Origin of the sequence: Escherichia sp. MOD1-EC6475, assembly GCF_003046645.1 — a bacterium.
In the GTDB taxonomy this organism is placed as follows: domain Bacteria; phylum Pseudomonadota; class Gammaproteobacteria; order Enterobacterales; family Enterobacteriaceae; genus Escherichia; species Escherichia ruysiae.
Window position 1 is genome coordinate 1 of sequence record NZ_PZKQ01000016.1, and the last position, 14,728, is coordinate 14,728.

Genomic DNA, 14,728 nt, shown 5'->3' on the forward strand with positions numbered 1-14,728 from the left:
CGTGAAAGCCAGATACAAGCGGCTGCTGAAAAACGATAACCAACTGGCGATGTTATTCACCCTGGCCAACCTGTTTCGGGTGGACCAAATGATACGTCAGTGGGAGAGATCTCACTAAAAACTGGGGATAACGCCTTAAATGGCGAAGAAACGGTCTAAATAGGCTGATTCGATGTGTTTGCGGGAAAAAAATCGGCCCAGATCCGCGAAATTTTAATCAGCGAGTCAGCTTGGGAAGAAATGACCTGCTTATTCGCACCTTCCCTAGTAGGTTAAGGAAAAATGGTCTGCCAAATACAGGTACATCTGAAACTCCAAAATGTAAGTGAGTAATTATTTCATGAAAAAAGATTATGCTTATGCTGTAGAATTGCCCTATTGGCAGGCTCCAAATGACGACCTTTTACTAATGTCAAAGAGTGACTCTTTAACTGCATTTTTCAAAATCTGGAGTTCTGCATCTAAGTATTCTAAATTTACTGGCATATTTGATTTTTCTTCTGTATGGGCGGTTCGGTATGAAAGAAATAAGGAACTCAGATATTATAAAAACCGAGAGGAGGATAATTTTGTTTCATGCTATTGGGTTGTTCCAGAGTCATCATGGTTGGAACAATTGAAAAAAGAAAGATGCTCTTTTTTCCCTGATTGGGAAAAATATGATGTAGGTAAATATACACACTATATAATTCAGAGTGACTCATTCTATATAGAGGTGATTGCTAAAGATATTAATATTTCAAGAAAAAAAATGGAGTAAAATTATTTATTAAAGCCGGGAGGAAAATTAAATCTTCCCGGCTTTTTATTATTTAACTCTCGTTCAGCACACTAAACATCCCGTTCCGCATCCCCTTAACTGCCTGTTTAAACTGATAAAGTTCCCTGCGCAGTTCCTGTACTTCGTTGTTATCTGCAAGCAGGATCAGGCAGCCTTCCGAGATCTTCACGGTAACGCCCGTGCCAATTTCAAATCCCGCTTCTCTCAGCCATTTGGCGCTGATTTTGATCACCGGTGTGTCGCTGCGGTTGGGCAGATAACCCACCGTACAGCGGCGCTGTGTTTTGGAAATGGCGACTTCTGGCGTAATATCGTGTTCAGCCATGATTAACTACCTTAATTAGTTGCTTGTGGTGAGCGGTGATTAAGGGGGGCTGCCCCAGGGAAAGATCACATAACGCTGCTTTTTTGCACTAAATAATTCGCACTATATATTCAATAATTGAGTAATTCCTTATTACTCAAAACTGTTTTTCACAGCTTATATATAATCAAATGCTCCTTACATAAATAAGGAGAACAAAATGGAACTTAAAAAATTGATGGAACATATTTCTATTCCTCCCGATTACAGACAAGCCTGGAAAGTGGAACATAAATTGTCAGATATCCTGGCGCTGACAATCTGTGCCGTCATTTTCGGGGCTGAAGGATAGGAAGATATAGAGGATTTTGGGGAAACATATCTCGATTTTTTGAAGCAATATGGTCATTTTAAAAATGGCATCCCTGTTCACGATTCCATTGCCAGCGTTGTATCCTGTATCAGTCCTGCAAAATTTTAACTGGATGCGTGACTGCCATTCCTCAAATGATAAAGACGTCATTGCAATTGATGGCAAAACGCTCAGGCACTCTTATGATAAGAGTCGCCGCAAGGGAGCGATTCAGGTCATTAGTGCGTTCTCAACTACGCACAGTCTGAGCCTTGGGCAGATTAAGACAGATGAGAAATCCAATGAGATTACAGCGACCTCGCGTCAGTCCTTGCGGAGGGCGTCTACCCCTTCCCTAAAAACAACGCCCACTCACAGCAACCTGAACCCATCCGCGTCCTGCCATGCCGGGAATTTTTCGCGATATTCGCGTAATGCCACCATCGAAAGTTCTGCATCTATGCGTGTGGCCTGATGTGGTTCGGCGGTAGCGAGAGTTTCGCCTTGCGGATTAATCACTCGACTATCACCGCGATAGTGGCAGCCATTGCCATCACTACCCACGCGATTACATCCCACCACATATGCCTGGTTTTCAATAGCGCGAGCCGTCAGCAAAGCCTGCCAGTGCAGAGAGCGCGGGGCAGGCCAGTTGGCGACGTAGATGGCGAGGTCATAATCATTGAGATTGCGCGACCACACCGGAAAACGCAGGTCGTAGCACACCTGCGGCAAAATACGCCAGCCGCGCCATTCCACAATCACTCGCTCATTGCCCGCTTTATAATGCAGATGCTCATCCGCCATGCGGAACAGATGACGCTTGTCATAAAAATGTACCGTGCCGCCCGGCTCAACCAGCAAAAAGCGATTAACCGAACCTGAGTCCGTTTGCAATGCAACACTGCCCGCAATCAACGCATTGCACTGTTGCGCTTTGGCGCTCATCCAGTCCACCACGTTCTCTTGCGATAGCGATGAAACCGCCGCTTCCATGGCAAAGCCGCTGGTGAACATCTCTGGTAGAACGATCACATCGCGCCCGGTAATACCTTCCAGTTGACGATCAAAATGACGCAGGTTGGCAGGACCATCCATCCACACCAACGGTTGCTGCAAAAGCGTAATCTTCAAACCAGGCACGGTGTACAACTCCTTTATTCGAGGGGTTTTATAACTTTAACACTTTATCAGGCTATTACCTTACTGCGGAATAAATTGATAACAAATGCAGATATTGGAAATATCTGATTTGCAAAATATCGTGTTATCGCCAGGCTTTAGGGTGTTAATAACATGGGCAGGATAAGCTCGGGAGGAATGATGTTTAAGGCAATAACGACAGTCGCCGCTTTGGTCATCGCCACCAGTGCAATGGCGCAGGATGATTTAACGATTAGCAGTCTGGCAAAGGGCGAAGCCACCAAAGCTGCGTTTAATCAGATGGTGCAAGGGCATAAGCTGCCAGTCTGGGTGATGAAAGGCGGTACTTATACCCCCGCACAAACCGTAACGTTGGGAGATGAGACTTATCAGGTGATGAGTGCGTGCAAACCGCATGATTGCGGCTCGCAACGTATTGCGGTGATGTGGTCCGAGAAATCTAATCAGATGACGGGTCTGTTCTCGACCATTGATGAGAAAACTTCGCAAGAGAAGCTCACCTGGCTGAATGTGAACGATGCGCTCTCGATTGATGGTAAAACGGTGCTGTTCGCGGCGTTGACTGGCAGCCTGGAAAACCATCCAGATGGATTTAATTTCAAATAATTAGCAGATAAAGAAACGGAGCCTTTCGGCTCCGTTATTCAATTACGCGGCTTCAACTTTCCGCACTTTCTCCGGCAACTTTACCGGCTTCGTCGCCAGCTCTTCCGGTTCAAAGTCATCAACGTTAATACTACGCAGACGGCTCTCTTCCGCTTTCACCAGAATGGCGGCTTCATCTTTATCAATCAGCCCCTTCGCCAGCGCGTTGTGTGCCAGTTCATCCAGACGGGTAAATGGCAGATTTTTACCCAGTTCTTTACAGATCCGCTGATGAATCGGATCGGCGGCAATCACATCCACCAGCGCCTCTTCCAGCAAGCCAACCGGATTATGCTCACTCGGCGTCAGGTACTGACCGCGACCAATGCGTGAACGGGTGGCGTTTGGCACTTGTAAAATCTTCGCCACCTTATGATCCAGCTTGTCAGACGGCGCCAGATAGTGACGACCGGTTGGGAAGATCACCACATTCAGCAGCCCGGCAACCACGCGGTTCGGGAAGTTTTGTAGCAAATCATCCATCGCCTGTTCAGCCTGATACAGCGCATCCTGTACGCCCCAGTGCACCAGCGGCAGGTCAGCTTCATTGCGGCCTTCGTCGTCATAACGTTTCAAAACGGCGGAGGCGAGGTAAAGCTGACTTAAAATATCCCCCAGACGTGCCGAGATACGCTCACGGCGTTTCAGGCTACCACCCAGCACCGCCATCGACACATCGGAAAGTAAGGCGAGGTTGGCGCTCAGGCGGTTCAGGTGCTGGTAATAACGTTTAGTCGCATCGCCGGTTGGTGTGCTACTGGTTAAACCGCGCGTCAAACCGAGCCAGAAGCTACGAACTTTGTTACTACCGACGTGACCGATATGTTTGAACAACAGTTTATCGAACGCGTTGACGTCATTGTTCTTCGCCGCTTCCATCTCTTCGAGCACGTACGGATGGCAACGAATCGCCCCCTGACCGAAGATCATCATACTACGGGTCAGAATATTCGCCCCTTCAACGGTGATGGCAATCGGTGCGCCCTGGTAAGCTCGCGCCAGGAAGTTGCTCTGACCGAGCATAATGCCTTTACCACCAGTGATATCCATCGCATCGATAATCGACTGCTGCCCACGGTGGGTACAGTGATACTTAACGATAGCCGACAGCACGGCCGGTTTTTCACCGAGCATAATGCCGTAGGTAATCAGCGACGCCGCAGCATCCATTACGTACGCATTACCGGCAATACGCGCCAGCGGCTCTTCAATCCCTTCCATCTTACCTATAGAGATTTTGAACTGACGACGAATGTGAGCATACGCCCCCGTTGCCAGCGCCACCGACTTCACGCCGCCGGTTGAGTTGGAAGGTAGGGTGATGCCACGACCCACCGAGAGACACTCCACCAGCATCCGCCAGCCTTGTCCGGCCATTTTGGGGCCGCCGATAATGTAATCGATCGGTACGAAGACATCTTTTCCGCGCGTCGGTCCGTTCTGGAACGGCACGTTCAGCGGGAAGTGGCGACGACCAATTTCCACGCCCGGCGTGGTGGTCGGGATCAGCGCACAGGTAATGCCTAAATCTTCTGCACCACCCAGCAGTTTGTCCGGGTCGGAGAGTTTAAACGCCAGCCCAAGCACGGTCGCAATGGGTGCCAGCGTAATATAGCGTTTGTTCCAGGTCAGACGCATTCCCAGCACCTGCTGGCCCTGCCACTCACCCATGCAAACAATCCCGGTGTCCGGAATAGCGCCCGCATCGGAACCCGCTTCCGGGCTGGTCAGCGCAAAGCAAGGGATCTCCTGACCACGCGCCAGACGCGGCAGATAGTGATTTTTCTGCTCGTCAGTGCCGTAATGTTGCAGCAGTTCACCCGGACCTAATGAGTTTGGCACGCCGACGGTAATCGCCAGAATCCCGCTCACCCCAGAGAGTTTTTGCAGCACGCGAGACTGGGCATAAGCCGAGAACTCCAGCCCACCGTACTCTTTTTTGATAATCATCGCGAAGAAACGATGCTCTTTCAGATACGCCCACAGCTCCGGCGGTAGATCCGCCAGTTCATGGGTAATCTGGAAATCATTCGCCATTCGGCAGGCTTCTTCTACCGGGCCATCGAGAAACGCTTGCTCTTCAGCGGACAGGCGCGGCTGCGGATAGTTATGCAGCTTTTTCCAGTCCGGTTTACCCTGAAATAGATCGCCTTCCCACCAGGTCGTTCCGGCGTCAATCGCTTCTTTCTCAGTGCGCGACATCGGCGGCATCACCTTACGGAAACCGCGAAATACCGGCGCGGAAATCATCGACTTACGCATTGGCGCAAAGTTAAACGGTACGAGGATAATGGCCAGAGGCACCAGTACCCACGCCGACCACAGACCAGCGACGCCGAGGGCGGCTGTCCAGGCGAGCAAAATCAAACTGCTGATAAATAAGCTCACGCGGTGATAAAACAACGCGCCGAGCAGGACAACCGTAGCGAGAATACTCAAAATCATCATAACGAAAAGCCCCTTACTTGTAGGAGGTCTGACCACTTGTGATGATATGGTTGTAGTGGATGTAAAAACATTTAGCAATGCGTTTACAATATAATTACAACAAAGCTCACATTGTTGCTGTTTTTATCCGCACTTCGGGTCAAAAAGTCCTGGTCATTCCGCCGCGCTGGTCTTCTCGCTTCTGGCGGTATCCGGTACACTGCATTTTGTCTATTTCATTTATGCTGAAGGATATCCTCATGTACCAGGATCTTATTCGTAACGAACTGAACGAAGCGGCGGAAACGCTGGCTAACTTTTTAAAAGATGACGCCAATATTCACGCCATTCAGCGCGCGGCGGTCCTGTTAGCAGACAGTTTTAAAGCCGGTGGCAAGGTGCTTTCCTGCGGCAACGGCGGCTCCCATTGCGACGCCATGCACTTTGCTGAAGAGTTGACGGGGCGCTACCGTGAAAACCGTCCGGGTTATCCGGCGATTGCCATTTCTGATGTCAGCCACATCACCTGTGTGGGTAATGATTTTGGGTTTAACGACATTTTCTCCCGTTACGTTGAAGCAGTAGGTCGCGAAGGTGATGTGCTGCTGGGGATCTCCACCTCCGGTAACTCAGCTAACGTAATCAAGGCGATTGCGGCGGCGCGTGAGAAGGGCATGAAAGTGATCACCCTGACCGGTAAAGACGGCGGCAAAATGGCTGGCACGGCAGATATCGAAATTCGCGTTCCTCACTTTGGCTATGCCGATCGCATTCAGGAGATCCACATTAAAGTTATCCATATCCTGATCCAGTTAATTGAAAAAGAGATGGTCAAGTAAGTCTGGCGTAGGCCGGATAAGGCGTTTACGCCGCATCCGGCGCAGGTGCAAGATGCCTGATGTGACGCCGACACATCAGGCCTGGAAATCCTTAAATCAATCTTCGCCGGGGGCATTTCCCCCGCTGTTGTGGAGGTTACCCATGTGCGAACTGCTCGGGATGAGCGCCAACGTCCCAACCGATATCTGCTTTAGTTTCACCGGGCTTGTACAGCGCGGTGGTGGAACCGGGCCACATAAAGATGGCTGGGGTATCACCTTTTACGAAGGTAAAGGTTGTCGCACATTTAAAGATCCACAACCCAGCTTTAATTCCCCCATCGCCAAACTTGTCCAGGACTACCCGATAAAATCCTGCTCGGTAATCGCTCATATTCGCCAGGCCAATCGGGGCGAGGTGGCGCTGGAAAATACTCACCCGTTTACCCGCGAGCTATGGGGACGCAACTGGACTTATGCGCATAACGGGCAACTGACGGGCTATAAATCACTGGAAACCGGCAACTTCCGTCCGGTAGGCGAAACCGACAGCGAAAAAGCCTTCTGCTGGTTGTTGTATAAACTGACGCAGCGTTACCCGCGCACGCCGGGCAACATGGCGGCGGTGTTTAAATATATCGCCTCACTGGCGGATGAGTTGCGGCAGAAGGGCGTTTTCAACATGCTGCTTTCAGACGGGCGCTATGTAATGGCGTATTGCTCGACTAATTTACACTGGATCACCCGCCGCGCGCCGTTTGGCGTGGCGACGTTGCTGGATCAGGATGTGGAAATCGACTTCAGCTCGCAGACCACACCGAATGATGTGGTCACGGTGATTGCGACTCAGCCGCTGACGGGCAATGAAACCTGGCAAAAGATTATGCCAGGCGAATGGCGCTTATTTTGCCTCGGGGAGCGTGTAGTTTGATGCCAGTTGTGGTTGCACAACTTCGTGGCTTAACGGCTTGCTGACCACGTAACGGCCATTGACTACAGAAACGGTCGGTGGCTTACGAGTCTGTTCAAAGTAGTCGTAGCCTGGCTTGAGTTGCTCCCAGAAGTCCTTAAAGTTGGAATACTTATGGCGCTTCATATTGGCGTCGGTCATGCGGAACGGGTAAATGCTCACTTGTACACTCGGCTGACCAAACACCAGCGCGCCAGTAACGAACTGGAAGATCTCATCAATACCCTGATTGGTCATCGCGTAGCAGCCGATGGAAACACAATCGCCGTGAATCATCAGGTATTTCCCTTCGTAACCATGCGCTCGGTCATAGGCGTTAGGGAAACCAATATTAATCGCTTTGTAGTAACGGCTGTCTGGTTTTAATTGATTACGCTGAACGCTATAAAACCCTTCCGGACTTTTGAAATCGCCCTGACGCTGTTTTGGTCCTAACCCGCCGGAATATTTACAGATTTTATAACTGTCGAGCAGTTGATATTGCTCGCCCATTTTGACGTAGAGATCGAGCGTGCGCTCTTCCTTGAAGATTTGGATGTAGACAGGAGATCCCATCAACTGCTGCTTATACTCTTTGCTCACTGGCGTGGTGGAACTACCGCTGCCCAGCAAACTGGCAAACGAAACGCACGGGATCAACAACATCGCAAGAATTAATGCGATTTTACGCATACTGCTTATTCCTTGATAAAACGGTTACACACGCCAGGGCGGCAAAATAGATCCCAAATCGGAATAGTCTGGATTTGGAAGGCTCACATTATCACCAAAAGAGTTTTACGCAAGCCTGTCGGCGCAGGGTTTACAAATTTCATCGGAAGCGGGCTTTACCCAAATAGCGCCGCGTGAGTTCCAGTTCTCTCAAATCGTAAAAGTTTATCGGTAAGTTTGTAAATCAGGATCCAGTCCGGTTCGACATGAGCATCGCGATAACCTTTCCATGAACCTTGCAGCGGGTGGTCTTTATAAACAGCTGGAAGCGGTAAAGTATTATTGATAAGAAGCGTCATAAGATATTTCAATTTATTCATATCCTTATGACGCTTTTGTGCAAGTTTTACATCCTTTGAAAATTGTCCCGAGTATTCAATATCCCTTTGAATCATATTTAAATTCCTAATTTATCAAATAAATCATCGGCGTCTTTGGCCTTATGAACATCAACGCCAGCTTCGCTGTTTTTGATTGATTGAATGGTTGATTGATTAGGCTCGCGTAAATCAAACGGCAATGCCTTTTCACGCGCGACTTTTGTGAGGGTTATGCGAACCAGGTCAGAGATGGTCAGCCCCATCCCGGCTAGTACGTCCGCCGCCTGATTCTTCAAATCCTCATCGATTCGGGCGCGAACAAACGCGTTAGCAGCCATTGGGGTATCTCCTGTGCTGTATATTTATTCAGCTTGAATTGTAGCTCAAATGAGCAACAGCGACAATCCATGAGTAATTTAATAAACGGATGTTTTTACATAATTAACTGAAATATATTTATTAATTTTATAATAATGGTTTATTAAGTTTGTTCAGGTACGGGCCGGGATACACTGCAACATCAATGCATGACCAGCCATTATTGAGAATGTCTTTGCCGTCGATTCCCTCTTTTGTGTTGTCGGGATTATTGTTGCTTTGCTTGCCGTTTTCTTCATTTGCCAGCGCCACCACATCACATATCTCTTTCAGCTACGCCGCCCGCCAGCGGATGCAAAACCGTGCGCGTTTATTAAAACAGTACCAAACCCATCTGAAAAAACAGGCCAGCTATATTGTGGAAGGCAATGCCGAAAGCAGAAGGGCACTGCGGCAACACAACCGCGAACAGATAAAACAGCATCCGGAGTGGTTTCCTGCGCCGCTCAAGGCGAGTGACAGACGCTGGCAGGCACTGGCAGAGAACAACCATTTCTTAAGCAGCGATCATCTGCACAACATCACCGAAGTGGCGATCCACCGCCTGGAGCAGCAGCTTGGCAAGCCTTACGTCTGGGGCGGCACGCGGCCCGATAAAGGCTTCGACTGCAGCGGGTTAGTTTTTTATGCCTACAACAAGATCCTCGAGGCGAAACTTCCGCGCACGGCCAATGAGATGTATCACTACCATCGGGCAACGATTGTGGCGAACAACGACCTGCGCCGGGGGGATTTGCTGTTTTTCCATATTCATAGCCGCGAAATTGCCGATCATATGGGCGTGTATCTGGGCGATGGGCAGTTTATCGAGTCGCCACGTACCGGCGAAACCATTCGGATAAGTCGGTTAGGCGAACCTTTCTGGCAGGATCATTTTTTGGGTGCGCGGCGGATTTTGACGGAAGAGACGATTTTGTAAATGGGTAATATGAACGACAGGTAAAAGGTCGGATGCCACGTGGCATCCGATCTATTTACATCTGGGCTGAAAACTCACGTTCTAAAACATCAACAATGAGCTGGTTTTTTGAAATGGAATGTTGTCTGGCGACGATGGTCAGCCGTGAATCGATGTGATGAGGAACACGAAGCGTCAGGCGTTTTTGCCCTTCTTCTTCACGAAAAGGAGCAATACCGTCCTCTTCACAATCCGCAATCCACTCATCCAGCGCGCTTTCACCTTCACGGAACAATGCTTCAATGCTTGTGGCCACAAAGTCGCAATAACCATTTACATTGAGGAATTTGCCGCGAAATGCGTTGATATCGGCTTCAAATGTCACTGCGGCTGGTTGACCTTTAATCGTGATAATGTTTGATGCTTTATTCATAATCTACCCCTACACAGTTAACAAACCACTCCTTAAGACCTGCTACTGCGCCTTTATCCATCACATTTTTGGATGTGGCTCATGTGTGCTGAATTTGGTCGTTCCAATCTGAAATTTTCGTCTGGAACCATTGTTATTTTTTATTGTTCCACCCATGGCTTTAATGAGTGCAACAACATCATCCCATTTAATTCCAGATTTTGGCGGCTCCGTCATAACATCGTCGAATGTTTTTCTATGGCGAGAGCCTAACGCGCTGACCTTAATCATACTATCAATCCATGATGTCATTGTATGGTGTCATCGTAGTCCGATTATAATATGACGTCAAACAATGGCGTCAGATTCTGCAAAGGGTGAAATAATCCCCCCAATCAACTCAACGCCCCCATAATCTTCAATTCCAGCTCATCCGGCACTTCGTTATACGACAGCACATGCAGCCCCGGTGCAAACAACCTTGCGTAGCGCGCCAGCAAAGGACGCAGCTGCGGCGGAACCAGCAGCACCGGATCTTTCCCCGCCGCTTTCATCTGCTCCTTCACCTGCGGCATCGTGCTCTGGAACTGGTTGAGCATATTCGGGTCGACCGGCACGCTGTCGAGCATCACTTTCCCGCCCTGTTGCGCCTGATTCACCACGTTGGTCAGCAGATTTTCCAGCTCATTATTCAACGTATACACCGTCAGCTCCTGCTTGCGAACGAACGGATGGGTAATGCTGCGTCGCAGCGCCAGGCGCACATCGGCTGCCAGCAGAATATGATCTTTGGTCACCGAGCTACTGGCGACCAGCACGGTGGCGATGGTGACGATATCGCGCAGGGAAACGCCTTCGGTCAGCAGCGCGCGGTACACTTTCAGCAACTGGCTGTAATTCAGCGCCGCGCTTAAATCCTCCGCCAGCCGTGGCGCCATCGACGACAGGCGGTTATGTAGCTGCGTAATATCGTCATAGTTAAACAAATCAGGAATATAGCTGCGCACAATCTTGTTCACATGGGTGGCAATCACGCTGGCGCTGTCGATCACCTGATACCCCATATTCAGCGCCTTCGCTTTCTGCGCCGCCTGGATCCAGGTGACTGGCATCCCGTACGCAGGGTCGTTCCCCAGCACGCCGTCAATCTCGCCGTAGGTTTCGCTGGAGGGCAGGGCCATCAGTTTATCCGCTGGAATATCCGCTTCATCAGCCTTTATGCCGTTGATGAAAATAGCGTACTGGCTGGGCTTGAGGCGGAAGTTTTCCCGAATACGGATCTCCGGTAGCAGCACGCCGTTGCCGTCGGAAATCACCTGCCGCACGCCGCGAATACGCTGGGTGAGCGGGTTACCCTGCGCTTTATCGACCAGCGCCACCAGCTTATAACCGAGGCTTAAACTGATGGGTTCGATCAGCGGAATGGTCTCCCAACTGACCTGTTGCTCGCTGGTTTCGGTGATAGTGCGGGTCAGCGTTTCGAGGCTTTTCTCTTCCGCCTCCGCCGCCTGCGGGCGTTTGCTCATTCGCCAGCCGGTAAAGCCAAGCAGGGCGCTGAACAGCAAAAATGGCAGGTGCGGCATCCCCGGCACTACCGCCAGCACGAACATAATCCCGGTGGCGGTGTAGAGCACCGACGGGCTTGCCAGAAGCTGGTGGCGCACGTCGTGGGCGATATCGCCGTTATCGCTGACGCGGGTAACAATAATCGCCGCCGCAGTGGAGAGCAGCAGGGAAGGGATCTGTGCCACCAGCCCGTCACCGATGGTCATCAGCACATACTGCTGGAAGGCGGCATCGGCGCTCAGGTTGTATTTGAAAATCCCGATACAGACGCCGCCAATCAGGTTGATCGCCAGAATCATCATCCCGGCGATGGCGTCTCCGCGCACAAACTTCGATGCCCCGTCCATCGCGCCGTAGAAATCGGCCTCGCTGGCAACATCTTTACGCCGGGTTTGCGCCTGCGCCTGGTTGATCAACCCGGCGTTAAGATCGGCGTCAATCGCCATCTGTTTGCCGGGCATCGCGTCCAGGGTAAAGCGGGCAGAAACCTCGGAAATACGCTCGGCTCCTTTGGTGACGACGATAAAGTTGATTGTGAACAGCGTCAGTAAATCCGAGCGTGAAAGCATTATGGCGGCGCTGCATGGGCAGTCGATCTTCAACGGTGGCGGGCTGTCGCCGTTAAATAAAATAAGCCCGACTCATCCGCCGAAACCGACTACCGTGGCGGTGCCGGAAGAAACCGAGAAAAAAGCACGTGATGTGAACGAGAAAACGGCGTTACTGAAGAAGAAATCCGCCACTGAACTGGGCGAGCTGGCGACCAATATCAACACCATCGCCCGTAATGCGCATATGGAAGCGAATCTGGAGATGGAGATTGTCCCGCAGGGATTACGCGTGCTGATTAAAGATGACCAAAACCGCAATATGTTTGAACGCGGCAGCGCGAAGATTATGCCGTTTTTTAAAACGCTGCTGGTGGAATTAGCTCCAGTTTTTGACTCACTCGATAACAAGATCATTATCACCGGGCATACCGATGCGATGGCCTATAAAAGCAATATCTATAACAACTGGAACCTTTCGGGTGACCGCGCGCTTTCGGCTCGTCGGGTGCTGGAAGATGCCGGAATGCCGGAAGATAAAGTGATGCAGGTAAGCGCGATGGCGGACCAGATGCTGCTGGACGCGAAGAATCCGCAAAGCGCAGGCAACCGGCGCATTGAGATTATGGTGCTAACCAAAAGCGCCTCGGACACGCTGTATCAATATTTTGGTCAGCATGGAGATAAGGTGGTGCAGCCGTTGGTGCAAAAGCTGGATAAGCTGCATGGGTAACAAAAACAGCCTCCTGTAGGCCGGACAAGCGCAGCACATCCGGCGTTAAGGAGGACTGATTGCAAAACCTTTACGCATTTCTCAAACCCTAAAATCACTGTATACTTTACCAGTATTGAGAGGTGAGCGATGCGTAAAATCATTCATGTGGATATGGACTGCTTTTTCGCAGCGGTGGAGATGCGTGATAATCCCGCCCTGCGCGATATCCCTGTTGCTATTGGCGGTAGCCGCGAACGTCGGGGGGTGATCAGCACCGCCAATTATCCCGCGCGTAAATTTGGTGTACGCAGCGCAATGCCGACCGGCATGGCGCTCAAATTATGCCCGCACCTCACCTTGCTTCCGGGGCGCTTTGACGCCTACAAAGAAGCCTCAAATCATATCCGCGAAATCTTCTCGCGTTACACTTTGCGCATTGAGCCGTTGTCGCTGGATGAGGCCTATCTCGATGTCACCGACAGCGTGCATTGCCACGGTTCTGCGACTCTCATCGCCCAGGAAATCCGTCAGACAATCTTTAACGAGTTGCACCTGACGGCTTCTGCGGGCGTGGCGCCGGTTAAATTTCTCGCCAAAATCGCCTCTGACATGAACAAACCCAACGGTCAGTTTGTGATTACACCTGCTGACGTTCCTGCATTTCTGCAAACGTTGCCGCTGGCGAGGATTCCTGGTGTCGGCAAAGTATCAGCGGCAAAACTAGAGGCGATGGGGCTGCGCACCTGCGGTGATGTACAAAAGTGTGATCTGGTGACCTTGCTCAAACGCTTTGGCAAATTTGGCCGCATTTTGTGGGAGCGTAGCCAGGGTATCGACGAGCGCGATGTTAACAGTGAACGGCTGCGTAAATCCGTCGGTGTGGAACGCACGATGGCGGAAGATATCCATCACTGGTCTGAATGTGAAGCGATTATTGAGCGGCTTTATCCTGAACTGGAGCGCCGTCTGGCAAAGGTGAAGCCTGATTTACTGATCGCCCGCCAGGGAGTGAAATTAAAGTTCGATGATTTTCAGCAAACCACTCAGGAGCATGTCTGGCCGCGTTTGAATAAAGCTGATCTAATCGCCACTGCGCGTAAAACCTGGGATGAACGTCGCGGCGGACGCGGTGTACGGCTGGTGGGGCTGCATGTGACGTTGCTTGACCCTCAAATGGAAAGACAACTGGTGCTGGGATTATGAATAACATACAAATAAGAAACTATCAGCCTGGCGATTTTCAGCAACTATGCGCTATTTTCATTAGAGCGGTTACGATGACTGCCAGTCAGCATTATTCACCGCAACAAATTGCCGCCTGGGCGCAGATTGATGAATCTCGCTGGAGGGAGAAACTCGTGCAATCACAAGTGCGGGTTGCGGTCATTAATGCACAACTGGTCGGCTTTATTACCTGCATTGAACACTATATCGATATGCTATTTGTTGACCCGGAATACACCCGCTGTGGTGTCGCTAGTGCCTTGTTAAAACCTTTTATTAAGTCTGAATCCGAACTTACGGTTGATGCCAGCATAACCGCAAAACCCTTTTTTGAACGTTATGGTTTTCAGGTAGTTAAGCAGCAGCGCGTTGAATGCCGGGGAGAGTGGTTTACTAATTTTCATATGCGTTATAAACAGCAACATTAAATCCGGCTTGCAATGAAAATAACGCCAGCCTAGTATGTGCGCGTTTTGTTATTCCACAAACTGCAAG

15 protein-coding genes and 4 pseudogenes are annotated in these 14,728 nt (G+C 50.3%); 10 read left to right on the forward strand and 9 right to left on the reverse strand.

Annotated features, from left to right (window positions below):
• Together A7589_RS05150 and A7589_RS05160 are read left to right on the forward strand one after the other, a co-directional pair.
• A pseudogene (locus tag A7589_RS05150) lies at positions 1–118 on the forward strand (IS5/IS1182 family transposase); the annotation flags it as partial.
• A 222-nt stretch (positions 119–340) separates the two neighbouring features.
• The gene (locus A7589_RS05160; protein ID WP_024257446.1) at positions 341–760 is read left to right on the forward strand and encodes a hypothetical protein; all 420 of its coding nucleotides are present in this window, start codon (positions 341–343) and stop codon (positions 758–760) included.
• 52 nt (positions 761–812) lie between these two features.
• Here A7589_RS05160 and A7589_RS05165 read toward each other — a convergent pair whose 3' ends face one another.
• Entirely contained in the window at positions 813–1,106 is a 294-nt protein-coding gene (locus A7589_RS05165) for a SymE family type I addiction module toxin (protein WP_000807555.1), read from the reverse strand.
• Positions 1,107–1,305: 199 nt separating this feature from the next.
• On the opposite strand from A7589_RS05165, the pseudogene A7589_RS05170 reads away from it, so the two are divergent.
• Positions 1,306–1,753: pseudogene (locus tag A7589_RS05170) on the forward strand (ISAs1 family transposase); the annotation flags it as partial.
• 56 nt (positions 1,754–1,809) lie between these two features.
• On the opposite strand, the gene A7589_RS05175 reads toward A7589_RS05170, so the two are convergent.
• On the reverse strand, positions 1,810–2,580 hold the full coding sequence (locus tag A7589_RS05175; protein ID WP_001118060.1) for an amidohydrolase: 771 nt from the start codon (positions 2,578–2,580) through the stop codon (positions 1,810–1,812).
• A gap of 180 nt (positions 2,581–2,760) precedes the next feature.
• Here A7589_RS05175 and ivy point away from each other — a divergent pair, with 180 nt between their 5' ends.
• Complete coding sequence (gene ivy, locus A7589_RS05180) at positions 2,761–3,207, forward strand: Ivy family C-type lysozyme inhibitor (RefSeq protein WP_016159303.1); 447 nt, start codon at positions 2,761–2,763, stop codon at positions 3,205–3,207.
• 42 nt (positions 3,208–3,249) lie between these two features.
• Here ivy and fadE read toward each other — a convergent pair whose 3' ends face one another.
• Positions 3,250–5,694, reverse strand: coding sequence for an acyl-CoA dehydrogenase FadE (gene fadE, locus A7589_RS05185; protein WP_105282896.1), 2,445 nt, complete (start codon positions 5,692–5,694; stop codon positions 3,250–3,252).
• 239 nt (positions 5,695–5,933) lie between these two features.
• Here fadE and lpcA point away from each other — a divergent pair, with 239 nt between their 5' ends.
• Positions 5,934–6,512, forward strand: a complete 579-nt coding sequence (gene lpcA / locus A7589_RS05190) for a D-sedoheptulose 7-phosphate isomerase (protein WP_016159301.1) — start codon at positions 5,934–5,936, stop codon at positions 6,510–6,512.
• 142 nt (positions 6,513–6,654) lie between these two features.
• Positions 6,655–7,422, forward strand: a complete 768-nt coding sequence (locus tag A7589_RS05195) for a class II glutamine amidotransferase (protein ID WP_010346050.1) — start codon at positions 6,655–6,657, stop codon at positions 7,420–7,422.
• On the opposite strand, the gene dpaA is transcribed toward A7589_RS05195, so the two are convergent.
• From dpaA to dinJ, 3 genes are all read right to left on the reverse strand, one after another.
• A complete protein-coding gene (gene dpaA / locus A7589_RS05200; protein WP_001225687.1) occupies positions 7,393–8,133 on the reverse strand; it encodes a peptidoglycan meso-diaminopimelic acid protein amidase in 741 nt (246 codons plus the stop codon). The genes A7589_RS05195 and dpaA overlap by 30 nt on opposite strands.
• A 155-nt stretch (positions 8,134–8,288) precedes the next feature.
• Positions 8,289–8,567, reverse strand: coding sequence for a type II toxin-antitoxin system mRNA interferase toxin YafQ (gene yafQ, locus A7589_RS05205; protein WP_000615979.1), 279 nt, complete (start codon positions 8,565–8,567; stop codon positions 8,289–8,291).
• A gap of 2 nt (positions 8,568–8,569) precedes the next feature.
• On the reverse strand, positions 8,570–8,830 hold the full coding sequence (dinJ, locus tag A7589_RS05210; protein WP_000729710.1) for a type II toxin-antitoxin system antitoxin DinJ: 261 nt from the start codon (positions 8,828–8,830) through the stop codon (positions 8,570–8,572).
• Between the two features lie 209 nt (positions 8,831–9,039).
• On the opposite strand from dinJ, the gene A7589_RS05215 reads away from it, so the two are divergent.
• Positions 9,040–9,789: a C40 family peptidase gene (locus tag A7589_RS05215; protein WP_010354460.1), complete on the forward strand. Its 750-nt coding sequence runs from the start codon at positions 9,040–9,042 to the stop codon at positions 9,787–9,789.
• Between the two features lie 55 nt (positions 9,790–9,844).
• Here the strand turns inward: A7589_RS05215 and A7589_RS05220 are convergent, their stop codons facing one another.
• The 3 genes and pseudogenes from A7589_RS05220 to A7589_RS05230 all read right to left on the reverse strand — a co-directional run.
• On the reverse strand, positions 9,845–10,201 hold the full coding sequence (locus tag A7589_RS05220; protein ID WP_001030480.1) for a type II toxin-antitoxin system HicB family antitoxin: 357 nt from the start codon (positions 10,199–10,201) through the stop codon (positions 9,845–9,847).
• A pseudogene (locus A7589_RS05225) lies at positions 10,194–10,471 on the reverse strand (type II toxin-antitoxin system HicA family toxin). Before A7589_RS05225 ends, A7589_RS05220 begins: the two are co-directional and overlap by 8 nt.
• A gap of 104 nt (positions 10,472–10,575) precedes the next feature.
• A pseudogene (locus tag A7589_RS05230) lies at positions 10,576–12,294 on the reverse strand (flagellar biosynthesis protein FlhA); the annotation flags it as partial.
• On the opposite strand from A7589_RS05230, the gene lafU reads away from it, so the two are divergent.
• The 3 genes from lafU to A7589_RS05245 all read left to right on the forward strand — a co-directional run bounded on the left by lafU (position 12,260) and on the right by A7589_RS05245 (position 14,661).
• The gene (lafU, locus tag A7589_RS05235) at positions 12,260–13,027 is read left to right on the forward strand and encodes a putative lateral flagellar export/assembly protein LafU (protein WP_000207592.1); all 768 of its coding nucleotides are present in this window, start codon (positions 12,260–12,262) and stop codon (positions 13,025–13,027) included. The pseudogene A7589_RS05230 and the gene lafU overlap by 35 nt on opposite strands.
• 129 nt (positions 13,028–13,156) lie before the next feature.
• Positions 13,157–14,212, forward strand: a complete 1,056-nt coding sequence (gene dinB, locus A7589_RS05240) for a DNA polymerase IV (RefSeq protein ID WP_108188752.1) — start codon at positions 13,157–13,159, stop codon at positions 14,210–14,212.
• Positions 14,209–14,661: a GNAT family N-acetyltransferase gene (locus tag A7589_RS05245; protein WP_001059891.1), complete on the forward strand. Its 453-nt coding sequence runs from the start codon at positions 14,209–14,211 to the stop codon at positions 14,659–14,661. Before dinB ends, A7589_RS05245 begins: the two co-directional genes overlap by 4 nt.
• Positions 14,662–14,728 lie beyond the last annotated feature (67 nt).